The sequence below is a fragment of the Occallatibacter sp. genome, assembly GCF_049510455.1.
GTDB lineage: Bacteria > Acidobacteriota > Terriglobia > Terriglobales > Acidobacteriaceae > Telmatobacter.
The window spans coordinates 1-24033 of the sequence record NZ_JBEKYX010000022.1 but is presented as its reverse complement, the minus strand read 5'-3'; the positions used below and the strand labels follow the sequence as shown (position 1 = coordinate 24033).

Genomic DNA, 24033 nt, shown 5'->3' with positions numbered 1-24033 from the left:
TCAGGGCTTAGCGGCACTACGTCGCAGCGCCATTGGATTCCCGGATGGGAGATCGTCAATCCACTACCAGGTTATGTTCGTTAACGAGCAATCCTGCGAAATGAAATACAGCACGGACAAAGGGATTTTATGACTCAGGATTTGCAACTAACTTGCTCCGATTGCGGGCAGGAGTTCACGTTTTCAAGCGAAGATCAGGCATTTTTTCAGGAACGCGGCTACTCGTCTCCGAAGCGCTGTAAGCCGTGTCGCCAGGCAAAGAAGAACGAGCAGCAGGGCGGCGGCGGTGGAGGAGGCGGTGGATACTATCGGAGTGAGCCGCAAGGCACGACGGTCACATGTTCCGGGTGCGGGAAGCAGACCACTGTGCCGTTTGAGCCGCGGGGCGACCGCCCTGTCTATTGCCAGGACTGCTACAAGTCCAAAAAGAAAGATAGTGGAAACCGTGGCGCAGGTGGCGGCGGACGCCGCTATAGCCGCTAACTGACTTATCGGGCGCTCTTCAACACGAGAGCGCCCTTCGTTTCTGGCGATTCGCCCAGGATGCGGCGAAGGTTCGAGCCAACCGAAGACATCCCTCAAAACGACTGATTATGCATATCTTCTGCGGATATAGAACGCTCATCTCTGGCAAATAAGCAGTCGTTATGCTGCTTTAACGTTATCCGGGGTGTACACTGAGATAGATCGTGAATCCGATCTGGTCTTCGTTGCTTGTTCAGCTACTCTGCCTTACTCGCAATCAACTCCAAATTGAGTTCGGCGGTACATTTATTCAAAGGAACAAGTGCAATGGAACAGGGAACAGTTAAATGGTTTAACGATGCGAAGGGATTCGGCTTTCTGAGCCGCCCCAATGGCGAGGATGTGTTCGTACATTTCTCGGCAATTCAGAGCGATGGCTTCAGAAGCCTGCAGGAAGGCCAGGCCGTGACGTTCACAGTCGTGAAAGGCCCCAAGGGCTTTCAGGCCGAAAACGTAAGAATCGCCTAAAGTTTGAAACAGCGCATTCAAAGGGGCGGCCATCTAGACCGCCCCTTTGGTTCGGTGGAGGAAATCCATGAAGAAGCCAGCTCCGCAACGCGATAAATACTTTCTGCGAGATCTTCATCAGGAGATCGATCTGTATGATCGCAAACTCGCTTACCTGGACAACTTCGGAGAGTTTGCCTCACCTGCAGATCGCGACGACGCCGCAGGAAAATTGCAGGCGAAAAGAGCTCCTCTTGAGAGGACGGCCTTGGAACTCGCAGCATCGGGAATTGAATTCGAGGAAAAGGATCTTCCGCGATCTTTCCGCATGATGAATCTCGATCCCAGTAGCGTGCGAAAGAATCTTACCTTGGTAAAGCGACCCTAGCGCGCTTGCAGCTATTCAGATGTTGGCTGATGTCCGGTTATCTGGGGATAACCGCAACGAACAAGAGTCTTCCATACCTCCTGACAACAATTCTCTCCGTTATGCGATTTGCATTCCGTTTGCAATCTCATGGGGCCGTCATCACCGCAGAACAGACGCTCGCGGAACCACCTTATGCGTGACGTAGTTGTAAGGGGATACAGGCTGCCCCTTGAGCAGTTCCAGCGCCAGGTGCATCAGGCTCGGGCCATACGTGGCCGGCTCATGGGAGACGGTTCCAATCATCGGAGAATCCGCGCGAGACATCTCCGTAACAGCATCTGCAATGCAGTCCTGTCCGGCGATTGCGACATGCTGTGTTCGCCGCCTCTCGCGGACTGCCGCAACCGCTCCAAGTGCGCTTGTATCGGTGGCTGCGGCGATCAAAATGCATTTTTCCTTCGGATGGGCATTTAGGAACTCGCCAACAGCTTTCCGGCTGGCTTCAAACTGTCCGTGTCCATCCATACGCAGACACTGCTCCAGAGCAAGAGATGGAATCGCCGCGCGCACCGCTTCAAATGCGCCTGAAATGCGCCCCTGAACCAGGGTGCCGGCGGCCTGCAAATCAAGTCCCAGCATCCACGTAGCCGTATTCTTCCAATGCTCTGCAGCGTAGGCGCTCAGCAGTTCACCTGCGTCCACCCCCGCGCGGTAGTTGTCGACACCGAAGAAGATCGCATTGGGATGTGGAATGTCGATGGCGATAAGAGGAATTCCAGCTGCAGCAACCCGATCGCCAATGACCGGAGCTACCTCATGAGCAACATTAAACTCAAATATCAGGTCTACGCCGCTGCGAATCAGCGTCTCAGCATTCTGCACCGCGGTGGGACCATCGTAGTGGTTATCCAAAATAACCAGCTCTACTCCAACTGCCCGCGCCGCATCGGAAAGGCTCAGAGTCACATCATTTGAAAAAGGCATATCTACACTTTGGCCGGCAAAGCCAAAGCGCATCTTCCGCCGCCACACCACGTGGCGATAGGTCCGATCCGGCGCCTGCACAATGTAGCCGCGATGTACCAGCGTCTTAAGCACTCGGAAGACCGTCGTCTTCGATACGCGGGTGCGCTGATGAATAGCCTCAAGCGATAACGGACGGTTCTCGGTCTGCAGGAACTCCAGAATATCGAGCGCCTTGGACAATACGGGAATCAGATACAGGTTTTTCTTCTTAGGCAAAACTGTAACTCCGCGGATTTTGCGTAGGATACAAAAGGCACCTGGATTTCCCTAATGAAAAATGAAGTCGCGTAGCTTGCCGGGCAGGAAAGAGTAATGCTGACCACCATCAAGTCAATCTTGCAGCCCATTTCGCAATATTTTTGGCAGAGATATCGTCTTCTCCGGCAGCCAGTTGAACAACGAAATTACCGATCGTGGAACTCTCCATGCTGCCGCGCTTTACATCCAGCCCCGTTGCTTCCGCTGTGAGGCGGTTTAGCAATTCATTCCGCGACCCGCCTCCAACCACATATATCTGCCGTAGCTTCTTATTCGTGATATCTTCATGCGCGCGAAGCACCGCGGCATAACGGCCGGCAAGCGAATCAAGAATCAATCTCGCCATCTCATGCATTTCATGTACGGGCCGCAGATGCTTTCGCTCGCGCTGTGCGGCAATGCGCGCCGGCATATCTCCAGGCAGCACCAGGTTCGGATCTTCCACGTCGATCCACTCATCCGGCCCAAAGGATGGCGCTGAGCCGGCTTTCTGAATCATGTTGTCCACATCGTCCGTGCCCCACGTGTTCATGCACTGGCGCAGCAGCCACATGCCCGGAATTCCTTTATGAAACAGGATTCGGCTTCCACCCGCGCCAAGATTTGTAAAATTCACAAGCGAAGCTTCCGCGCTGTTGCAAGGCGTATTCAGCACTGACCCAACCAGCGACCACGTACCAGAACTGATATAAGCCCAGTCATCTCCTTCGGCCGGAATCCCCGCCACGGCACTTGCCGTGTCATGACAACATGGCGCAATCAGATCTGCGCCGTGCAACTCAGTCACTGTGCCACGATAGATGCCAACCTTCGTTCCCGCCTCAACCATGCGCGGCGCAAGCGCTATATCCAACCCTGCTGCCGCAAAAATCTCCTCGCACCAACTGCCGCTTAATCCAACCAATCCTGTGTGAGTGGCGTTCGTCCTCTCAGTCACCGGTTCACCGCCCCAAAGATAGAGCAGATACTCAGGAAGGTTAAGCCATCGCGCTTGCCATGCGTCGTCTAACCGGTCCGCATAAAGCTGATATACGGTATTGAGCGCCTGGATCTGAATGCCGGTAAGCTCTCGCAAACGCTCAGCGGAAATTCTCTTGTGCAGCGCCTGCAGCGCCATTTCGCTTCGCGGGTCTCGATAGCAAAATGGATATTGAAGCGCCGCGCCGTCTTCCGATAGGCGGACATAATCTACTGCCCAACCATCTACAGCGATGGAACGCACACCTTCTTTCGCAATCGCAGCGCATTGCCGCAAACCTTCATCAACACCATCTACGATGCGGTCGAGATTCCATCGCAGGCCATCGGCGCGCTGCTCGGGGCCATTCGCAAACCGATGCACAACTTCGATCTGTGCAGCCTCTTGCCTCCAGCGCAACAAAGAAACACGGCAACTCTCCGCGCCAAGATCCACGGCAATAAGCGCGCGATCATCCTCAATCTCAGGCGCGCTACGGTCACTCACCGCAGATAGGCCTCCACCAGTCCGCCGTCCACTGGAATCATGTGCCCTGTCGTCACTGGCGCTTTGGGCCCGGCCAGAAAGAGGATCGCTTCAGCGCAATCTCTTGGATCAATCGGAATATGCGTCAGCGTGCGCTCTGCATAGAACGCAGCCAGCTTGTTTCGCAGTTCGTCATCGCTCTCTGCGTCCTCAAAAATAATTCCGTATTTCGTGAGGGATGCTTTCACGCGATCGCGCGGAAACATGGTTGATCCCTTCACCACAGTTGCCGGCGCAATGCCATTCACGCGCACTGGAGCCATGCCCACAGCCAGTTCCCGCACAAGATGGTTCAATGCGGCCTTTGATACGTCATACGCTTCACTGCCGCGCTTGGCAACAACGGCATTCGCCGAGCTTGTCAACACAATCGATCCGCCGATACCTTGTGCCTTGAAAATCTTCGCGGCTTCATCGCACAGCTTATAGTTCGCCGTGACATTGATCTCCAGGGTAGTTGTCCATAGCGCATCCGGTATCGCGCCATCGGGAGCAGACGGAAAAATCGCTGCGGTGTTGATTAACAGATCGAGGCCGCCAAAGGAATGGATTGTAGCCTCCAGCGCTGCCTGAATCGTTTCTCGCTTTGTAATATCAATCGCAACCGCGAACGCCATCTCTTTGCCCGCGATTTTCTGGCACTCTGCGGCCACCGTCTGGGCTCCTGCAAAATCAAGATCCGCCACCACCACCACGGCTCCGCGTTGAGCCGCCAGCAGGGCAACCTCGCGGCCAATTCCGCTTCCTGCCCCAACCACCAGCGCAACGCGGCGGCTCAATTCCTTTTCCGCAGGCTGCCTGCGAAGCTTCGCTTCTTCCAGCGCCCAGTACTCAATCCGAAATGCCTCGCTTGGAGGAAGCGCGACGTAATTCCCGCACCTGCCGAATTGGTCGGCGCTTGCAGCCGGACCCGCCTGCGGCACCTCGGAGCTTGCTGCTTCTCCCGCAAGTGAGCCTGCTCCCTGCATCACATGAATCGCATTGGTGTAGAACTCGCCAACAAGTCTTGCTTCCGTCTTGTTCTTCCCGAAAGTGAACATTCCAAGCCCTGGGATCAGAACCACAGCAGGGCTGGCATCGCGCAGTGCGGGAGAATCGGCAAGAGCATGAGCTTTGTAATACTCACCGTACTCTTTTCTATATTGCTCAAGCGCCGCTTCAATCAGTTCAGGCAGCTCCTTTTCATCCCCTCTCGGATCCCAGGGTACAAACATGGGACGAATCTTGGTGCGGATGAAATGGTCCGGGCAGCTTGTACCGAGATGTGCCAACTCGCGCGCCAGCACACTGTTCACAAAGGTCAGCACATCTTCCTGATCGACGTAATTGCCGATCAACCGTTGTTTGAGGCTCACCGCTCCGCGCAACACAGGAAAGAGTCTGGCTGCAATTTTCTTTCTGTCCTCACGCGCTGGATGCTTCTGCCCGCCGAAGTGCGGTTTGCCGCGCCGAATGTCATGCTTCTCGATGAACTGCCCAATCCGGTCAATCAGCGTAATTGTGTTCAGGTAGCATTCGCGCTGTGTATCGCCCCACGTAAAGATTCCATGTCCACCGAGAACAATACCGTCGCAATCCGGTGTCGCCGCCACGGCACGCTTCATCATCATGCCGAGCTCAAATCCAGGGCGCTGCCACGGCAGCCACACCAGCTTGTGCCCAAACTCCGCATTGAACTCCTCCATCCGCGTTTTGCCATTGGCAGAAGCTGCCAGCGCAATACCCCAATCCGGATGAAGGTGATCCACATGAGGAAACGGAAGAAAGCCGTGAAGAGGTGTATCAATCGAAGCGACCACAGGATTTGCGCCGAAGGTGCATAGCGCATACAGCGCAACCATCTCGTCTTCGCGCTCCACACCCGGATAAATACGCTCAATTGCGAGAAGCCTATCCTGATATAGCGTTGCAAAGCCTTCACGCTTGATGGAACCCAGGTCGCCGCCGCTGCCTTTGACCCACAGCACTTGCTTCTTCGTCTCGTCCACCGGATCGGTCATTTCGATCTTGGAACTGGTATTCCCGCCGCCAAAGTTCGTAATACGCAGGTCAGAGCCAAGCAGATTCGATCGATAGCGCAGCAGCTCCGGCTCATCCAGCGTAGCGGCCAGCTTCTTGTCCCACTTGTCTTCCAGAAAACACAGCGTTCCCGCCATCTCACACATCCATTCTGATTTTTGCAATATCTAAAATTGCCCATTTATGCAGCGAACACTTATGCGTAAGTCGCCATCAGCCCGGTATTCCGCGGTCCGCGATTTTTTGCCGCATCTTCCACGTATCCGCTGCGCGCCAGCTCTGCCAGCGGATCGGGCGGAAGCCTTTTCGATTCGCGCCACTCCCGCACAGTTGGGCGTACATCCGTCCAGAAACAATTACGAAAAAGCTCTTCCGCATTTACCAGATCGCATTTGTCCTGCAACTCAGCAAGTTGTTCGTGATCCACCAGCGCGGCGCGCGCATATATCTCCTGTGCCGTGGCTACAGTTTGAACCATCGCTTCCATCTTTCCCTTCAGATTATGGCTCTGGTCAATCATGAACGCGACGTTCGCAGCCGCGCCGGTCTCATCGCTCAAAATCTCATGAAAGATGCGGAAGATCTGGTAGGGATCGATCGAGCCGATCGTAAGATCGTCGTCCGCGTACTTCCTGTCGTTAAAGTGGAAGCCTCCCAGCATCTCCAGATGCAGAAGCCACGCGACGACCTGCTCGATATTCTGCCCCTGGTAGTGATGCCCCGTGTCCACCAATACCTTTGCCTGCGGGCCTGCCTTATAAGCCAGCGAGAGAGCCATTCCCCAGTCGCCAATATCCATGTGATAAAAGTGCGGCTCGAAGGGCTTGTATTCGATCAGCATTCTCTGCTGCGGGCGTAACGCTCCATGAACCCGAGCCATGGCCGCTTCAGTCCATTCAATTCTTCGGCGCATGCTCTGCGTGCCGGGATAATTCGATCCATCCGCATCCCAGATGGAAATATCCTTTGCTCCCAGCGCAGCAGCAATTTCAACAGACTCCAGCAGGTGTTCCAATGCCTGCCGGCGAATCTCCGCGCTGGGATTCGCAATCGATCCGAACTTGTAAGCCTGATCCTGAAAGAGGTTCGGATTGATGGACCCGGTTTTAACCCCGAACTTCGCTTCCAGCCTATTTATCTCCGCTGCATCTTGTACGCCGCCTGCCACATCCCACAGCACATGCAGAGCGATTGTTGGCGCTGCGCCTGTGAGCCTGTTCACCTCGCCTGCATCGGCAAATTTTTCTTCCAGGCATGTTGCCGCCGCGGCCTGAATAAACTTTCCGAACCGTGTTCCAGTATTCGCAAATCCCCACGACGGGACTTCCATGCGAAACCTATCGAGCGCGGCAAAGACACAGTCGTGCAGGTTCATGAAAAGTTTACCTCTGAAATTACCTATCTATTGGAACATCTTCCCATCGCTGCCCGCAATCGGTCTCCGCAGCAGGAAAAGTGCCGCCTGACCGAGCTACGTCTCGAGAATTACAACGTCCACAAACCGCGGCCCATGCACACCCTTGATCCTCGTCATTTCAATATCCGCGGTTGCGGAAGGCCCGCTGAAAAGAGTCGTAGGAAGATGCCGAGTGGCCTCCAGCAGGCGCATTCCCTCAACTACCGTCTCGACGACATCCCGCTCGCGCACCACGCAAAGGTGATAATCCGGAACCAGAGAAATAGCTCTGCGACCCTGCGCGCGCGCATTTTGCAGAACAATCGTGCCCGTCTCAGCAATCGCCAGCGTTGCGCCAGTCATCACCCCATCCACGCGATCCAGTGCCCGCGCATCCAGGTCTTCATCCACCACAAACTCCGCGCCAGACAGCCACTCTGCCGGCAAATCTCCCGGAACCACAATTCGCCGCGCATTTCTCCGCGCAAAGAGCTCGCCGCACATCGCAGCAACTTCCCCTTCACGCGCTCGATAGACGTGCGCGTCATACTCGATCAGCCGCTCAGTAAAGAGGCTAAGAATCTCATCTCTGCCAAGTTTCGCAGTCTGTTGATACTGCCGCGCAATCCGGCTATAGCCTGCCGCCACATCTTCCACATCTCCAGGGCAAGCCTTTCGGACACGCGCAAGAATCTCTTCTCTCGCCGAACTCATGCGCGCCTCTTTTCCCACCATTCGCGGAAACTCTCCCGCGGAATGGCGCGTAAGTCACGCGTCTGAGTCCAATTTCCTAAGATGCCAGGCAGCCATTTCACCCAACTTGCTGCCGAATCCGGTCTCGCCTGCGTATCTTGCCCCACAATCGGCAAATCCTTCTTCGCTAGCGGCTGCTGCGCCATTCGCGCCAATCGCTGCGCCGCCCGAAACCGCGGCTCCGATCGAAATATCGTCGCCATAGCCTTCATCGCCATTGCTTCTCGCGCAAACCAGCCGTTCCGCTGCGTCACTTTGTTCCGCAGATGAATCAACACCTCGGGAATGTCGATCTTCACCGGGCAAACCTCATAACACGCGCCGCATAGTGACGACGCGTATGGAAGCGACTCGCCATGCCGCATCTCCATCAGTTGCGGGGTGAGAATCGCGCCGATCGGTCCCGCGTACACGCTCCCATACGCATGGCCGCCCGTCTGCCTGTACACAGGGCAGGCATTCAGGCAGGCAGCGCAGCGAATGCACTGCAGCGTCTGCCGTCCTTCGCCATCCGCAAGCACAGCCGTACGCGCGTTATCGAGCAGCACCACATGCATATTGCGTGGCCCATCGCCCGGCGTCACACCGCTCCAGATCGAGCTATATGGATTCATGCGCTCGCCGGTAGCCGAGCGCGCCAGCACCTGCAGAAACACTTCGAGATCAGCGAATCGCGGAATCACTTTCTCGATGCCAACAACAGAGATCAGCGTCTCCGGCAGCGTCAAACACATGCGCCCGTTGCCTTCACTCTCCACGATGCAGATTCCGCCCGTCTCCGCGATGAGGAAATTCGCGCCGCTCACCGCCGTTCCGACACGCAGAAACTTCTCCCGCAAAAACTTCCGCGCCGCTTCAGCCAGGTCCGCCGGTTTTTCGCCAAGCTCGGTCAAATGCATCTCGCGCAGAAATATCTCGCGAATCTGCGCGCGATTTTTATGCAGCGCTGGAACGACGATATGTGAAGGCCGGTCATGACCAAGCTGAATAATCAGCTCCGCAAGGTCTGTCTCATACGCGTGGATTCCCGCAGCCTCCAGCGCATCATTCAGATGAATTTCTTCCGTGGTCATGGACTTGATCTTGATGATCTCGTCCGCGCCCGCCTGCTTTGCAATCGCGACAACAATCTCCTGCGCTTCACGGTCATTGCGCGCCCAATGTACATGGCCGCCGGCGCGCGTAAAGTTGCGCTCGAACTCTTCCAGGTACACGTCCAGATGTTCAAGCACATGCGCGCGAATCTGCCGCGCGCTCTCCCGCAGCTCCTGCCAGTCCTTCTTTTCGTCCACCAGCTTGCGCCGCTTCGCCTGGATCGTGTCTGTCGCACGCCGCACATTGGCGCGTAGCTGCGCATCGCGCAAGGATGCCTTTGCCGCTTTCGGAAACGGCAGCGCAACGCGCGGATCGAGTTCGGCTTTATTCATTGCGCGGCACTCTTATCTTCGCCGGCCAGTATCTCGGCAATATGGATCGTTCCAACTCCCGCGCGCATTCTATGCAACCCACCGCCGATATGCATCAGGCAGGAGTTGTCGCACGCCGTACACTCTTCCGCACCGGTCTTCAGCACAGCTTGTAGTTTTTCCTCAAGCATTGCGCCGGAGACATCCGCATTCTTCACCGCGAAGGTTCCGCCAAATCCGCAGCACTGCTCCTTGCGTTCAATCTCAACAAGCTCCAGCCCGCTTACCGCCTTCAGCAGCTTCTCCGGTCCATCGCCCAGCCCAAGATTGCGCAGCCCGTGGCAGCTTGCGTGGTATGTCACGCGATGCGGATAATAGGCGCCCACATCCGTCAGCTCCAGCTTCTTTGTCAGGAACTCCGTAAACTCCCACACACGCGGCAACAGCGTAGCCACGCGCTCCACCAGTGCCCCGTCGCCGCCTTCGCGCGCTATCCTCTCCGCCGCCAGCGGGTAATGGTCGCGCATCATCGCCACGCAGGACGAAGACGGAACCACCACCGCCTCGGCATGCTCAAACTGCTCCACAAAGCGCGCCACCAGCGGCAGAGCCAGTTCCTCGTACCCCGTGTTCCAGTGCATCTGCCCGCAGCAGGTTTGCGCAGCAGGAAACTCCACCGTATGTCCCAGCCGTTCCAGAACCCGCACCACAGCCTTGCCCGTCTCCGGGAACAGAGTGTCGTTATAGCAGGCGATAAACAGGGATACGCGCAAGCAGCTTCTCCTCCAATAGGGATTCTAGAGCGGAATCCGAGCAACAGCGCCTAGCCGATATGCATGCGAAGTGACTTTTTCTTAATGAAAAAGCCACTTGAGGGGCGTGCCTCTCGGTACATCCGCTCGGATTCCGCTGTATTTCCCAGATGTAATCAGCGCTGGCTACAATTCTCTTCTCACAGATTCTTGCAGATCGGAGCCGCATGGGAGCCAACCCGTTTCTTGGAGTGATCTATCACTGGATCGGCGGGTTTGCCTCCGCCACAAACTTTATTCCCTTTCGCGGCATCAAGAGATGGTCCTGGGAGATCTATTGGATCATTCAGGGTTTTGCAGCGTGGATCGTCGCGCCGCTCATTCTTTGCTCCATCTTTGTTCCGCATCCCTTCGCCATTCTCGCGCAAACTCCGCACAGCGTCATCGCGTGGACGATTTTCTGGGGTGTTCTCTGGGGTATGGGCGGCATCACATTCGGTCTTTCCATTCGCTATCTTGGTTTGGCGCTCGGCTATGCCATCGCGCTCGGCTTCTGCACGGCATTCGGCACGCTGCTGCCGCCTATCGTGCATGGGCAGCTTGGAGCCATTGCGCATGAGCGCTCCGGCATGGTGGTGCTGGCAGGCGTAGGCGTTTGCCTCCTTGCCATTGTTGTCAATGGCGTCGCCGGTTACTTCAAGGAGCATGAGGTTTCGCGGGCAGAGCTGTCGCAGGCGGGCGAGCGCGACTTCAATCTCTGGCGCGGGCTGGCTGTGGCCGTCTTTGCCGGGATCATGAGCAGCTTCTTTGCCGTAGGGCTAGACGCAGGCAAGCCCATTGCCGAACTGTCCCGCGCCCAGCTTGTCGCTTCCGGCAGATTGGAGCTGTGGCAGAATCTTCCCGTTCTGATCGTGGTGCTTTGGGGCGGCTTTGCTACCAACTTCATCTGGTCGGCGATTCTGATTCTTCGCAACCACACCGGCGCACAGTTCTTCGGCCAGCCGGGGCGTAATCCGTTGCGCTCATCCGCAGGCAGCGGCTATACGGTGGCGAATCTTGACCCTACCGATCCGGCGCTGCAAAAACTGCCCGGCTCTACGCTCGTAGCGAACTACTTCTTTGCCGCGCTGGCCGGAGTCATCTGGTACTTCCAGTTCTTCTTCTACTCCATGGGGCAGACCAAGATGGGCAAGCTCGACTTCTCTTCGTGGTCGCTTCACATGGCTTCCATCATTCTGTTCGCGACGCTATGGGGGCTGGTGCTGAAGGAGTGGAAGGGAACCAGCGTGCGGACCAAGTTGCTGGTCACGGTAGGTATTCTGCTGCTGATCGGGTCCACGGTTGTCGTGGGTGCGGGGAACTATCTCAAGACGCTGGAGACTGTGCCGGTGCAGGCGGCGAATTAGCGATTCAAGCGCATTAGGAACCCAATGACCTGATTGGGATCGAGTCTGAATGGCTCCTGTTTGCCATCGGGAGACTCCACCATCGCGGTTGATTGTGTATCGGCTATGCCTGCTTGTTCAATGATCGATCCGTCGCGCCTTGTCTTCAGCCGGAGTGTGCCCGTAACGCGGTGGAGCAGTTGATTGTTGATATATAGCTCTGCACGGTTGCCTGAGTAGCGGATTTCAGCGATTTCGATGGGTGAGACACGAAGCCGGAAGATGGCGTTGGGCCCCGCAAAACCAGGGCGAATATTCCATTCAAATGTATTCCTGGCGTAACGAACGCCGGCAAGACGCCAAGTGGAATCGATGAATGCGAGTGCGGCGGGAGAGTAACCGGGTGAGCCGCTCTGGGTGAATTCGCCGGTCATGGGGTCCATCTGCTGGCGGAAGGCCTGGATGCCATCCGGAGCGTGGAGCAGGGCGGCTACCCATTGCTGCATGAGGTGCGCCAGATCGGCGGGTTTGTTGTAGTACTCCATCCAGCGTGGGGCGCGGAGGGCAGTGAGTGCTTGCGATGCGCCACCCCAGGAATTACGTGGGATGGGGCGGACGAAGGTTGGATCGTCGAGTGCAATGGAGGGCAGTGGATATGGTGCCCAGAAGCTTTTTGGGTTGTGGATCTGGCGCTGGTAGATGGTGTCGAAAAGCTGCTGATCTACTACATGTTCGCCGAGGACGCGGGTGAGCAGGTCGCCGCGGATGCGGACGAATTTGTTCTGCGCGTCGAGGTCGTAGAAGCAGGCGATGGTGGGGTCGCATAGGCGGTCGAGGATTGTCTTGCGGATGGATCCGGCGTCGGTTTCCCACTTTTCGGCATCGGCGGGTTTGTGAAGAGCATTGGCCATTGCTGCAAGGGCCATGCGGCCACCGTAAACGGTGGCCGAGAGGTCGGGGCAGAGGCGCGGCAGGCTCGGATTTGGCGGGCATTTGCGGGCGTCGCCGTTTGGGCAGGCGTTGGGCATGCCGGCCCAGCGCGGGGAGTTGTCGTGGCCTGTGTCCCAAATGCAGAAGCCCTCGCAGAGGCCGGTTTTGCGGGTGTCGCGGTACTTGCGGAGCCATGCGTCCCAGCGGCTGCATGACTCGTAAGCCGTGGTGAGGAGTTCCTCATCGCCGGTTTGCTGGGCGAGTTCGAGGGCTGTGGCGGCGATGGGTACTACCATCTGGATCTGGCTGAGTCCGATGCCGCCGGAGCGCATGTTGCAGGGAATCTGGCCGTCTTCGCGCTGGAGCTTGAAGAAGGCCATGTGGTTGTTGTGGGCAATGTCCCTGCGGATGAGCGAATAGACGAGGCCTTCGTGCGGGGCGCATTCGAGCCAGATTCCACGATATTCACTGCCTTCGATCAAGACCGGACTGGGAACTGGGCCGGGAACCCCGGCCAGCTCAACGGTGTTGGCAGCGAGGGTATCGAGCGCGCTTTGGTAGCGAGCCTGGTAATGCGCATCGCTGGTGGTGAAGGAGATGTCGGAATCGACGGGCGGAGCTTCCGCATGGCTGGCGCGCGGCAACAGCGCCGCCGCGGCCAGCGAACCGGTGACGAATTTGCGGCGGTTCATGGTGAGGCGATTGTAGAGCAGAATCCGAGCGATGCGGTTCCGGGGTAATGGCTCAGTTTGAAAAAATCCCGCAGGGGCTAAAGCCCGAAGATTTTATCAGCCGGATTTTCGGCACGACTGAAGTCGTGCCCTGTTACAAAGCAATTCAAACTGAGCCAGTGCCGGTTCCGGATATAGCAACTCGGATTCTGCTGTAGCGTGGCCAGAAACCCTGGTTGGGATGAAAAAGCACCGCGTTTGATGCAGGAGGAGCAAGGTTTTGAGGCTTGCGCTTCGAATTCGCATCGCTCCCGCATCGATATTTTCAGGAGGTTTTTATTTTTCAAGTTGTTGATTTCAGTGATGTTAATTGGTATTTCGAGTTGAATTTCGAAAGGGTGGGGGTGGGGGTGTCAGGCAACCGCCTGCTCGGTGCTGGAGGCGGATTCCGGCTGGATGGGCTTCTTTGTTCCGCTTTCGCGCTGGGATTTTGCCGGAGTGCCGCAGGCCTGACGGGCGACCTGGGCGGCGTAGAGGAGCCGGGCGGCGTCGGAGTCCTTGATGGCTCCGATGAGAATGCCGCGGCTGACGCAGGCGATGAAGTCCCGGATCGTCTGGTCGCTGTCGGGATTGGGCATGGCGAGGCGATAGGCCTTATGCGCGGAGCGGGCGGCGGAGTATTCATCCATTCCGTTGGCAACCTGCCGGTCAAGGGTCTCCTGCCAGGCATCGAGGCAGTGCTGGACAGCGGGGTTGACGCCGGGTTCGTAGGGTTGGGGGAGGGTGATGGACATATATGTCTCCTTGTGATCGATGTGCTCGGCGGCCAAAAATAAAACCGCCACCCGGTGAGGATGGCGGTTCTTTTGCTGCTGATTCTTAGTGTGGCATAAAGCCACGTAATTATGTGCAAAGTGGGCGAAAAATCTTGGCCTTTAGAATGAGTGGGTTAGAAAATAGTTTTGAGTTTGGGGCTTGACAAGAAAAGCGGGGATACCGGGTCTGGGGCTCCGTTCGCTCAGGATGGCAATTTTTGGGGGCTGGGTGGGAGTGCTATCCCCGGTCTCAGAATCGAGACGGGGGGGGCACCCGCGGGCAAGTATGCTGGATGCGAAATGAAAGACTCGAAATGAATCGGCGTGAATTCCTGACAACATCCTCTGCTGCCGCACTGGCGACAGCCTCCTCTTACGCGGCGACGGGGATAGGCAAACGGCCGCGCGCGATTACCATGTGGGAGTTTTCGTGGATTGAGCGGCGCTGGCCGGGGGCTGGGTTTGAGGATTGGGATGCGGTGCTGGATGGGTTGCAATTGCGCGGCTACGATGCGGTGCGTATCGATCCGTTTCCGCACCTGCTGGCCGCGGACCCGCATAAGACATGGACGCTGCTGCCGCACTGGAATACGCAGGATTGGGGTTCGCCGGATGTGAACCGCGTGACGCTGCTGCCGGCGCTGACGGAGTTTCTTGGCAAGTGCCGGAAGCGGGGAATCAAGGTAGGGCTCTCGACGTGGTATCGGGAGGATGAGGACAAGACCCGCGAGAAGATTTTGTCGCCGGAGATGCAGGCCGAGCAGTGGATTCGCACGTTGGATTTGATCCGGGAGGCGGGGCTGCTGGAGACGATTCTCTATGTGGACCTGTGCAATGAGTGGCCGGGGCAGGATTGGGCGCCATTTGCGCCGGATCATTTGACGTTTGGGCAGTGGAAGGAGCCGGCTTCACTGCGCTGGATGCATCGCGCGTTGGGGGTGGTGCGGGAGCGGTATCCGCAACTACCGCTGCTGTACTCGATTGCCGGGGAGCCGGACGATAGCGACGGCGCGGAACTGGCTGACTTTGACCTTCTGGACCTGCATGAGTGGATGGTGCAGCAGAATGGCGGCGAGTTCTACAAGCTGATGGGATACGGCTATGAGAAGTTCGATCCGAAGGGGTATACGAACCTGAGCCTGAAGGCGGAGGAGGCTTATCGCGCGCGGCCGCAGTATTGGCAGAAGCTGCTGACGGACAAAATCGATCGGATGGCGGCGGTATCGCGCGCGATTCATGTGCCGCTGGTTACGACCGAGTGCTGGGCGATTGTGGATTACAAAGACTGGCCGCTGCTGAAGTGGGACTGGGTGAAGGAGCTGTGCGCGGTGGGCGTGGAGCGGGCCGCGGCGACGGGGCAGTGGCTGGCGATGGCTACGAGTAATTTCTGCGAGCCGCAGTTTGTGGGGATGTGGCGGGATGTTGCATGGCATCAGCGGCTGACGGGGATGATCAAGGCTGCGCCGATTGCCGCTGGTATGCGCAAAGGGCGGTTGTATGAGCGGTTGTGAGAGGGTGGCGATGAGACTGCGCCATGAATGGGGCACCCAAAGTTTTTGGTGGAACGAAGATGGTTAGCGGGTGAGGCCGGTGCCGCGGGTGGCGATGCCGGGGAGGGTGACGGGAAGGTGGCCGTGGATGGGGATTTCCGCGAAGAGGGCGCGGACTAATGCGCGGGCTGAGGTGGGGACGTTGGAGAAAGTACAGATGTAGGTTTCGATGCCGGGGACGTTGACGCCGGTGTAGGGATTGCCGAAGGCGGTGAAGATGGTTTTGGAGCCGGCGGTCTCTGCGATGGAGGCCAGGAGTTCAGCGGGGCCTGAATCGAGGCCGGCGGAGCCTGTGGCGTTGCCGGCGCGGATGCGGCCTGCGCTGGGAACGGCTTCGGCGAGGATGATGACGCGGTCGGATTGCTTGACTGCATCGAGAACGCTGTCTGAGATGAATTTTGCGTTGACGTTATCGACGGCGAGGATGGTTGCTTCGGGGGCGCGCTGGCGGAGTTCGGAGATGAAGGCGCGGGTGCCGTCGGAGCCGCGGGGTGAGTCAGTGAAGATGACGGCGGTGAGTTTTTCTTTTTGCGTGGGCTGGATTGGGACGAGATTGGAGATGTCTTTGGCGAGGGTGATGGCGCGGTCGGCTACGGTTTGGGCGAGGGTGACGCTTTCAGGCGCGGCGATGTTTTTCTGAGCTTCGTCGAGTGAGACAAGCCGGTTGGTGTTGAGGCCGACGGAGGCTTTCATGCGGAGAATTTTGAGGACGGATTCGTCGATGCGCTGCTGACTGATTTTGCCCTGGTGCACGGCGTCGATGAGGCCGTGGTAGGCGCCGTCGAGATCGGGCGGGAGGATGAGCATGTCGTCGCCGGCGAGGACGGCGGCGATGGATTCTTCTGCCGAGATTTGCGGGCGCGTGCCGGAGAAGGTGCTGACGAGGCCGTTCATGTCCATGCCGTCTGTAACGACCAAGCCTTTGAAGCCGAGCTTGTCTTTGAGCAGGCCGGTGATGACGGCGTTCGAGACGCTGGCGGGTTTGTTGGGGTCGGGCTCGACGGCGGGGACGACGAGGTGGCCGATCATGACGGAATCGACACCTGCGGCGATGGCGGCGCGGAAGGGGACTAGCTCTAGCGAGTTGAGGCGGTCTGTGTTGCCGGTGACGCGGGCGAGTGCTAGATGGGAGTCGGTGTCTGTATCGCCGTGGCCGGGGAAGTGCTTGGCGGTGGTGAGCAGACCTGCGCCGCGTGCGCCTTGAATGTATGCGGTGACCATGGTGCTGACCTGCGCGGGGTCTTCGCCGAAGGAGCGAGTGTTGATGATGGGGTTGGCGGGATTGGAGTTGACGTCGGCGTCTGGGAACCAGTTCCAGTGGATGCCGATGGCGCGGGCTTCTTGTGCTGAGACCTGGCCGAACTGGCGGGCGAGCGCGGGATCGCCTGTTGCGCCGAAGGCCATGGCGGCGGGGAAGTCGGTGGCGCCGATGAGGCGCATGGATGCGCCGCGTTCGAAGTCGGCGGCCATGAGGAGCGGGTATTTGGATTGCTTCTGGAGCGAGTTGGTGAGGAAGGCGGCTTCGATGGGATCGCCTTTTTGGAGCAGCCCGCCTTCGACGGCTACGGAGACGCCGAATCCGCCGAGATGATAGGTGTGGATGGCGTCGGTGAGCTTCTGGTACTCGGGGCTCTGGGTGTTCATGTACTGGACGTGGACCCAGATCATGAGCATCTGGCCGATTTTTTCTTCGAGAGTCATGTGGTGGAGGGTGGATTGGGCCCAGTGCTCGCCTTTGCGGTCGAGGTGGACTGGTTCGGCTGCGAAGGCCTGGAGGGTTAGGGCGGCGAGGATGGCGAGGCTGCGTAGTTTTGGTTGGTTCATTTGGTCCTTGTTCTTGCTGTCCCTGGTCCCCAAATGCGAGGGACCAGGGGCACCCGTCATTGTGGTTGAACTTACTTAAAAACAGAAGCAGGTTCTTCGACTTACCACCCCCTGGGCTGAAGAAGGTGGTCCTTGTTCTTGCTATCCCTGGTCCCCAAATGCGAGGGACCAGGGGCACCCGTTGTTGTGGTGGAACGAACTACTATCAGCCTTCGATGGCTTTGCGGACGTTGCCTTTGGATTTGCGGAGGCGTTTCTGTGCATCTTGCTTGCCGGTTTTGGCGATGAGCATGACGAGTGCTAACGGGAGGCTCATGCCGGCTTTTTCGAGTGTGGTGACGGCGGTGGTGCGGTCCACGTGCGCGAGAGTTTCGACGATGGCGATGCCGCGCTCAAGGAGCTTTTCGTTTTTGAGGTGCAGGTTGACCATCAGGTTTGAGTAGACGTAGCCGAGGCGGGCCATTGCGCCGGTGGTGAGCATGTTGCAGATGAGTTTTTGCGCGGTGCCGGACTTGAGGCGCGAGGAGCCGGTGAGGACTTCAGGGCCTACGTCGACTTCAATGGAGTGGTGGGCGATCTGGCCGAGTTCGGAGCCGCGATTGCATGCGATGCCGATGGTGGTTGCGCCTTTGCGGGCGGCGTATTCCAGTGCGGCGATGGTGTAGGGTGTGCGACCGGAGGCGGCGAGGCCGACGATGACATCGCGCTTGGTGGGCTTGCGGGCGGCGATGTCTGCCAGGCCGAGCTCGGAGGAGTCTTCCGAGGCTTCAACGGCGCGGGTGAGCGCGGCTTCTCCGCCGGCGACGACGAACTGAACCATTTCCGGGGGCGCGCCGAAGGTGGGGTGGACTTCTGTTGCGTCAAGCGCGCCGATGCGGCCGCTGGTGCCGGTGCCGACGTAGATAAGGCGGCCTCCTTTGGCGAGTGCGGCGGCGATGACGTCAACGGCTTCCGCAATGTTGGGCAAAACTTTTTTGATGGCGCGAGGGACGATGGCATCTTCGCGATTCATGAGCGAGACCATGGCGAGCGCGGTCATGGAATCAAGATGCTCGGAGGCGCGGTTGCGGCGCTCGGTGGTGAGCTCCTTCAGTTGCTGCATGGGGGGACCTCTGTTGAAACAGCTACGGGTTTTATTGGCAGGATAAGGCTGGCGAGATAACCGGTGATGAAGGTGACGATGCTGCCGATGGCGACGTACCAGGTGAACGCGATGGATGTGCCGAAGCGGAGGTAGAGATTGACGGCGAATCCGAGGATGAATCCGAGGATGGCTCCGTTCTCAGAGGCGCGGCGAGTGAGCACGCCGAGTAGAAAGACGCCGAGAAGACCGCCGTAAGCAATGGAAGCGATGGCGAGGCCGTTTTCGATGACTTTGCCGCCGTTGCGCGAGAGGATTGCCAGGGCGAAGAGTACGAGCGCCCAGAGGACGGTTGAAGCTCGCGAGAGACGGATGCGCTGCGCTTCAGAGGATTGCGGGCGGAGACGCGAGTAGAAATCGACGATGGTGGTGGAAGAGAGCGAGTTGAGCGCGGCGGAGAGATTGGACATGGCGGCGGCGAGGATGGCGGCGATGAGAAGGCCGGCGATGCCGTGGCTCATACGGGTGACGATGAAGGTGGGGAAGAGCGTGTCTGTGCGGTTGATCGAAGATGTTGGCGGAATGAGTTTATAGAAGGCGTAGAGCATGGCTCCGATGAGGAGGAAGAGCGAGAACTGGATGAAGATGACCAGGCCGCTGGTGAGCAATGCGGCCTGCGACTGGCGCTGGGTGCGCGCGGCGAGCAGACGCTGGACGATGAGCTGGTCAGTGCCGTGGCTGGCTGCGGTTAAGAAGGCTCCGCCGATGAGGCCGGACCAGAGTGTGTAGGTGCTGGTGAGGTTGAAGGAGAAATCGAAGAGGCGGAATTTATCTGCGTTGGCGGCGATGGTATGGATCGCGGGCCATCCGCCGGGAACGAGATGAAGGATAGTGAAGACGGCGGTGATGGTTCCGGCGATGTAGATGGCGAGCTGGACGACGTCGGTCCAGATGACGGCGGAGAGGCCGCCTTCAAATGTGTAGGCGAGCGTGAGCAGGGTCACGATGCCGATGGCGCATACGTCGCGCCCGAGATCGGAGAAGTTGCCGAGCAACGCTCCCATTGCTGCTCGAATGACGATGGCGACGGCGAAGACGCGGACGCCTTCCGCGGCGGCGCGTGTGGCGAGGAAGATTCCAGCGACGATGAAATGGAGGCGCTTGCCGAAGCGGCGATCGATGAGCTGGTAGGCGGTGACGAGCTCGCCGCGAAAGTATTGCGGGATGAAGAGGAAGCTGACGAGGATGCGGCCGAGAAGATAGCCGAGGACGAGCTGAAGGAAGCGGAAGTCCTTGTCGTAGGCGAGGCCTGGGACGCTGATGATGGTGAGGGTGCTGGTTTCCGCGGCGACGATGGAGAGCGAGATGGCCCACCAGGGGATGGATTTGTCCGCGAGGAAATAACTCTTGAGGGTGCGCGATCGGGACCGGAAGCGGAGTCCGAAGAGAGTGACGCCTGCGAGGTAAAGGGCGATGACTCCCAGATCGAGCGTGTTGAGTCCCATAACTCATCCTACTCATGGAAGGCCGGCATCGATGAAAGGCCGGAGCGTGAACTCCGGCCTCAGATTGCCGACAAAGTCAGTCTGGCGGTTTCAAGGAAGAGCCCAGGGCTAAAGCCCTCTCGAATACGTTGGCCTTATTCGTGAGGCTGAAGCCTCACGCTCCCTCCGGAAAAGCGAAGATGGGGTTTTTCATCAGTCTGAGGCCGGAGCGTGAACTCCGGCCTTTTTGCTGCGTGGGCGTCGTGGAAGGTTTAGAAGTCCAGCCGCAGGCCGAACTGCATTCGGCGATAGGTGGAGAGAGGAGTGTTGTAGGTGCCGAGGGTAGCGCTTCCGGTGCCCGCCGTGAGGCCATTGGGACTGGGGTCGAAGCGGACTGAGTTTGTGATGTTGTAGGCTTCGGCGACGAACTTCAGCTTTGCCCAGTCGCCCAGGCCCCAGGTTTTAGCCAGCGACGAGTCAATGTCGAAGTAGCCGTCTCCGCGGAAGGCATTGCGGCTTCCGGCTTCTCCGGCATAGGGCAGGCGAATGGGGCTGCCGGTATAAATTCCATTGCCAATGGCGGCGGTGGTTGCGGCGTCAAAGACGTGCGGAATTCCGCTTTGGAAATTTCTGTGAGTTCTGACGCCGCCCACGTTGAAGGTCATTGCGGGGTTTTCATAGTTAGTGGGGAAGGCTGGAGATTCGAGGCTGAAAGGCAGTCCGCTGGTCCAGCGCGTAAGGCCGGCAAATTGCCATCCACCAAGGAATGCGTCTCCGACGCGGTTGAGTCCGCTCAGCGCGGCCTTTCCGCGGCCTACGGGAAGCGCGTATACCCAGTCGCCACTGACCAGGCTGCGCGTGTCGAAGTCCGAGACTCCCTTGTTGAGCTTGGGATTCCAGGTGTTCTGAATGCCGAAGTTGGTATATGCGTCGTCAGAATTTGTGAAGACGCTGGCGCGCTCGGTTTCAGAGCCGAGATCGAGCGATTTTGAGAAGGTGTAGCTGAGGTCAACGGTCAAACCGTGTGAGGCGGGATGACGGAGGGTGAACTGCAGCGCGTTGTACGAGCTGTTGCCGATGGAAGACAGCGCGTACAGCGAGGCGAACTGATTGTTCCAGAAGGTTGACTGAGGCGCGCCGCCCGGTGTGCCGGGAGAGCCCGGAAATACGCCGAATGCGTCCATCAGGATGAGGGAGAAGGTTTCGCCATTGTTGTAGCGGAACGGTGCCCATGCGTTGTTGAAGACAGACTGGGTGGCGCTTTCTCCCTGGTAGTCAATGTTCTTCATGTAGGGGAAGACATGCTCGAAGTAAGGGATGGCCTGGATGTTGTTGTTGACCTTCTCGTTGGGATGGCCGGGGACAGCGGCCGACTCGTCCACTTCTCTGGAGAGGATTGCGGCGTTGCCGAAGTAGTCGCCGCCGCCCTGCGGATCAACGTAGTCCACTGGCTCGGCCTGATCGATTTGCTGCAGCAGGTGCCGGCCAAGTCGTCCCACGTAGGCTTCTTCAAATGTGAAGCCGGCGGGAAACTGGTGCTGGAAGGAAAGATTGAAGGAATACGCATACGGCGTCTTGAGGTGGTTGTCCATGCCCCAGTTGATGCCATAGTTACCCACTTCGGGCGCGAAGGGGTAGGTCGGTGAAGCCGGAGGCGCCGGCAGCGGGATGTCGGGTATGTCGTGCGGCCCGGTGAAGCGCGGCGCTTCCTCAAAGCCATACTGGCCCGCCGCATTTGTGACTTCCGCCGCAAGGCCGATCTCGCTCTGGCCGCTGGTGTCCCACGTATTTACGATCGACTCGCCGTAATGGTCGTAATACATGCCGCCGCTGGCGCGGACGGAGGTTTTTGCCGTGGGAGCCCATACAAAGCCAAGGCGCGGGGCGAAGTTCGTCTTCTGCGCAGGCCAGAACCCCGGAGCATGATTGGCCTTGCCGGAAGGGGCCAGCTCGAGGGTGGGCTCGTAAATAATGCCCTGCTGCGCTTCCGACTCGCGCTTCTTGTACCAGGCATCCATGTCCGTGGTGTAGGAAATCTGCTGTCCGTTGGTTTCATAGGGCGTCTGCAGCAGGGTGTAGCGCAGGCCGTAGGTGATGGTGAGGTTGCTGCGAAGATGCCAGGCGTCCTGAGCGTAGCCTTCCCATTCGTTGGAGCGGAAGTTTCGGGTGACGGGTGTGCCTTCCGGCAGGGCTGTTGCCGCAGTGGGGCTGGTAATGGAGTAGTTATAAGGCTGGCTTGCCTGCGGAATGATGCCCATGAGATCGGCCCAGGCAAGCGACCAGGAATTTGTAAAGTTGGCGCTCATGTTTGGGGGCGTGGGCAGGTCAAGGGAGTTGGCGTACTGATAGGTGGTGCTGGCGCCGGCGAAAGAGGCGGTGTTGCCGGAGTGGTGGTTGGTGATGCCGCGCCAGTTTGCGCCGAAGGCAAAGGTGTGCGATCCCTTATTCCATGTGAGCGTGTCTGTAATGTTATTTACCGGCACGTGGAGCAGGGTGGTGCCGGTCTGCGCGGTGGGCTGCGTGAGGCCGTAGATGTCAACCCAGTTGCCGGGAGCGATTCCGCCGGTCTGATATCCCTGGCGGATATAGGCATAACGAGCGTCATTCACGATGTGAATGGTGGGTGTCCAGGTGTGGCCCGCCGCAATGCCCTTGGTGTTGTCGTCGTAAAAGGTGGACGCACCCTGTCCGGGAAGGTTTTCAGCTCCCGCGGCAGTGTCTTTCTGCAGGTTTCCACGAACGAAGAGGTGGTGGTTGCTGGTGGGCATGTAGTCCAGCTTGATAATGCTGGTGTTGAGGCTGGATGGCGCAGGCGAGGCAAAGAACAGGGCGGCGCTATTCAAGCCGCCGTCTCCGCCAACCGGGTTGGTGGATGTCTTGATGGGCGCAAGGTAGCTGAGCACGGCGGCGTTTGCGCCGGGCGTGGTGCAAACCGGCTGGCCGTTGAAGGTGTTGCTCAGGCAGGGCGTGTCCAAGGTGGCTACCTGCGATGGCGTAAGGAGCTGGTTCACACCGCCCGTGTCAGTGTATTGAAGGCTGCCCTGCATGAAGGTAGGCGTAGGGACGGTGGCTTCGACGATATCGGAGATGGCCTGGCGCTGGCCTTCATAGTTGAAGAAGTAAAAAAGCTTGTTCGTCTTGATCCGTCCGCCCACGGTGCCGCCAAACGTGTTGAGGACGTATTTTTGAGGGATGTTCGGATCGTTCGAGATGAGCTGTTGGTTCTTGTTGAAGAAGGAGTTGGCCACCGTGTTGGTGGGGCGGTAGTACTCGTAGAGCGAGCCGTGCTCCTTGTTGGTTCCGCTCTTGGTGACCAGGTTGACCTGAGCGCCGGAGGAACGGCCCGCCGCGGCAGTGCCGTTCGAAGTGGTTACCGTTCGAAGTGGTTACGCGAAACTCCTCGGTGGAATCAAGCGTGGAACGCAGAATGCCGGAGAAGGCAGTGCCGAAGATCTGATCGTTGTCGTCCATGCCGTCGAGGGTGATGTTGCCCTGGTCGGATCTGCCGCCGGCCACAGCGCCTTGCCTGCTGTCTGAGACTTCATTGCCCATGTATAGCACGCCGGGTTGCAAGCTCAGCAGGTTGATGGGATTGCGGCCATCCATGGGGAGCGCTTCAATGGTGGTATTGCCGACGGCATTGCCCATCGATGCGTCTGTAAAGTTGAGCGTCTCCGCCGCCGAACTGACGTCCACGGTAACGGTATTTGCCTGCACGCTGAGTGTGAAGTTGATGGTGGCCGGCTGATCGACGAGCAGATCGGCTGTGCGCGTCTGAGCGGCAAAGCCGGTGGAGCTGAGCGTGATTACGTAACGCGCCGGGGGGACGATGGGAAA

18 protein-coding genes are annotated in these 24033 nt (G+C 58.4%); 5 read left to right on the top strand and 13 right to left on the bottom strand.

What is annotated here, in order from left to right:
* Positions 1 to 129: 129 nt before the first annotated feature.
* The 3 genes from ABSG47_RS06055 to ABSG47_RS06045 all read left to right on the top strand — a co-directional run bounded on the left by ABSG47_RS06055 (position 130) and on the right by ABSG47_RS06045 (position 1360).
* Positions 130 to 483 (top strand): CxxC-x17-CxxC domain-containing protein, encoded by a 354-nt coding sequence (locus ABSG47_RS06055; RefSeq protein WP_424167741.1) that lies wholly within the window; start codon positions 130 to 132, stop codon positions 481 to 483.
* A gap of 309 nt (positions 484 to 792) precedes the next feature.
* Entirely contained in the window at positions 793 to 993 is a 201-nt protein-coding gene (locus ABSG47_RS06050) for a cold-shock protein (RefSeq protein ID WP_058186358.1), read from the top strand.
* A 67-nt stretch (positions 994 to 1060) separates the two neighbouring features.
* Entirely contained in the window at positions 1061 to 1360 is a 300-nt protein-coding gene (locus tag ABSG47_RS06045; RefSeq protein ID WP_424167737.1) for a hypothetical protein, read from the top strand.
* Positions 1361 to 1501: 141 nt separating this feature from the next.
* Here ABSG47_RS06045 and ABSG47_RS06040 read toward each other — a convergent pair whose 3' ends face one another.
* From ABSG47_RS06040 to ABSG47_RS06010, 7 genes are all read right to left on the bottom strand, one after another.
* Positions 1502 to 2584: a sugar ABC transporter substrate-binding protein gene (locus ABSG47_RS06040; RefSeq protein ID WP_424167734.1), complete on the bottom strand. Its 1083-nt coding sequence runs from the start codon at positions 2582 to 2584 to the stop codon at positions 1502 to 1504.
* A gap of 109 nt (positions 2585 to 2693) precedes the next feature.
* Complete coding sequence (locus ABSG47_RS06035) at positions 2694 to 4091, bottom strand: rhamnulokinase (protein ID WP_424167731.1); 1398 nt, start codon at positions 4089 to 4091, stop codon at positions 2694 to 2696.
* Positions 4088 to 6286 carry a bifunctional rhamnulose-1-phosphate aldolase/short-chain dehydrogenase gene (locus ABSG47_RS06030; RefSeq protein WP_424167729.1) on the bottom strand — a complete coding sequence of 733 codons (2199 nt, stop codon included), beginning with the start codon at positions 6284 to 6286 and terminating at the stop codon, positions 4088 to 4090. The genes ABSG47_RS06035 and ABSG47_RS06030 overlap by 4 nt, the downstream gene beginning before the upstream one ends.
* A gap of 59 nt (positions 6287 to 6345) precedes the next feature.
* Positions 6346 to 7524 (bottom strand): sugar isomerase, encoded by a 1179-nt coding sequence (locus ABSG47_RS06025; protein ID WP_424167726.1) that lies wholly within the window; start codon positions 7522 to 7524, stop codon positions 6346 to 6348.
* A gap of 96 nt (positions 7525 to 7620) precedes the next feature.
* Positions 7621 to 8259, bottom strand: a complete 639-nt coding sequence (locus tag ABSG47_RS06020; protein ID WP_424167724.1) for a LutC/YkgG family protein — start codon at positions 8257 to 8259, stop codon at positions 7621 to 7623.
* A complete protein-coding gene (locus ABSG47_RS06015; protein WP_424167721.1) occupies positions 8256 to 9725 on the bottom strand; it encodes a LutB/LldF family L-lactate oxidation iron-sulfur protein in 1470 nt (489 codons plus the stop codon). The genes ABSG47_RS06020 and ABSG47_RS06015 overlap by 4 nt, the downstream gene beginning before the upstream one ends.
* On the bottom strand, positions 9722 to 10477 hold the full coding sequence (locus ABSG47_RS06010) for a (Fe-S)-binding protein (RefSeq protein ID WP_424167719.1): 756 nt from the start codon (positions 10475 to 10477) through the stop codon (positions 9722 to 9724). Before ABSG47_RS06010 ends, ABSG47_RS06015 begins: the two co-directional genes overlap by 4 nt.
* 206 nt (positions 10478 to 10683) lie before the next feature.
* On the opposite strand from ABSG47_RS06010, the gene ABSG47_RS06005 reads away from it, so the two are divergent.
* Positions 10684 to 11862 carry an L-rhamnose/proton symporter RhaT gene (locus ABSG47_RS06005; protein WP_424167716.1) on the top strand — a complete coding sequence of 393 codons (1179 nt, stop codon included), beginning with the start codon at positions 10684 to 10686 and terminating at the stop codon, positions 11860 to 11862.
* Here ABSG47_RS06005 and ABSG47_RS06000 read toward each other — a convergent pair.
* Together ABSG47_RS06000 and ABSG47_RS05995 are read right to left on the bottom strand one after the other, a co-directional pair.
* The gene (locus ABSG47_RS06000; RefSeq protein WP_424167713.1) at positions 11859 to 13463 is read right to left on the bottom strand and encodes an MGH1-like glycoside hydrolase domain-containing protein; all 1605 of its coding nucleotides are present in this window, start codon (positions 13461 to 13463) and stop codon (positions 11859 to 11861) included. The genes ABSG47_RS06005 and ABSG47_RS06000 overlap by 4 nt on opposite strands.
* 392 nt (positions 13464 to 13855) lie before the next feature.
* Positions 13856 to 14236: a hypothetical protein gene (locus ABSG47_RS05995; RefSeq protein ID WP_424167710.1), complete on the bottom strand. Its 381-nt coding sequence runs from the start codon at positions 14234 to 14236 to the stop codon at positions 13856 to 13858.
* A gap of 335 nt (positions 14237 to 14571) precedes the next feature.
* Here ABSG47_RS05995 and ABSG47_RS05990 point away from each other — a divergent pair, with 335 nt between their 5' ends.
* Positions 14572 to 15768, top strand: coding sequence for a cellulase-like family protein (locus tag ABSG47_RS05990; protein WP_424167707.1), 1197 nt, complete (start codon positions 14572 to 14574; stop codon positions 15766 to 15768).
* A gap of 63 nt (positions 15769 to 15831) precedes the next feature.
* Here the strand turns inward: ABSG47_RS05990 and ABSG47_RS05985 are convergent, their stop codons facing one another.
* From ABSG47_RS05985 to ABSG47_RS05970, 4 genes are all read right to left on the bottom strand, one after another.
* A complete protein-coding gene (locus ABSG47_RS05985) occupies positions 15832 to 17631 on the bottom strand; it encodes a glycoside hydrolase family 3 protein (protein WP_424167704.1) in 1800 nt (599 codons plus the stop codon).
* A 205-nt stretch (positions 17632 to 17836) separates the two neighbouring features.
* Entirely contained in the window at positions 17837 to 18733 is an 897-nt protein-coding gene (gene murQ / locus ABSG47_RS05980) for an N-acetylmuramic acid 6-phosphate etherase (RefSeq protein WP_424167701.1), read from the bottom strand.
* The gene (locus ABSG47_RS05975) at positions 18721 to 20217 is read right to left on the bottom strand and encodes a sodium:solute symporter (RefSeq protein WP_424167698.1); all 1497 of its coding nucleotides are present in this window, start codon (positions 20215 to 20217) and stop codon (positions 18721 to 18723) included. The genes murQ and ABSG47_RS05975 overlap by 13 nt, the downstream gene beginning before the upstream one ends.
* Positions 20218 to 20468: 251 nt before the next feature.
* On the bottom strand, positions 20469 to 23513 hold the full coding sequence (locus ABSG47_RS05970) for a TonB-dependent receptor domain-containing protein (protein ID WP_481133019.1): 3045 nt from the start codon (positions 23511 to 23513) through the stop codon (positions 20469 to 20471).
* Positions 23514 to 24033: the final 520 nt, after the last annotated feature.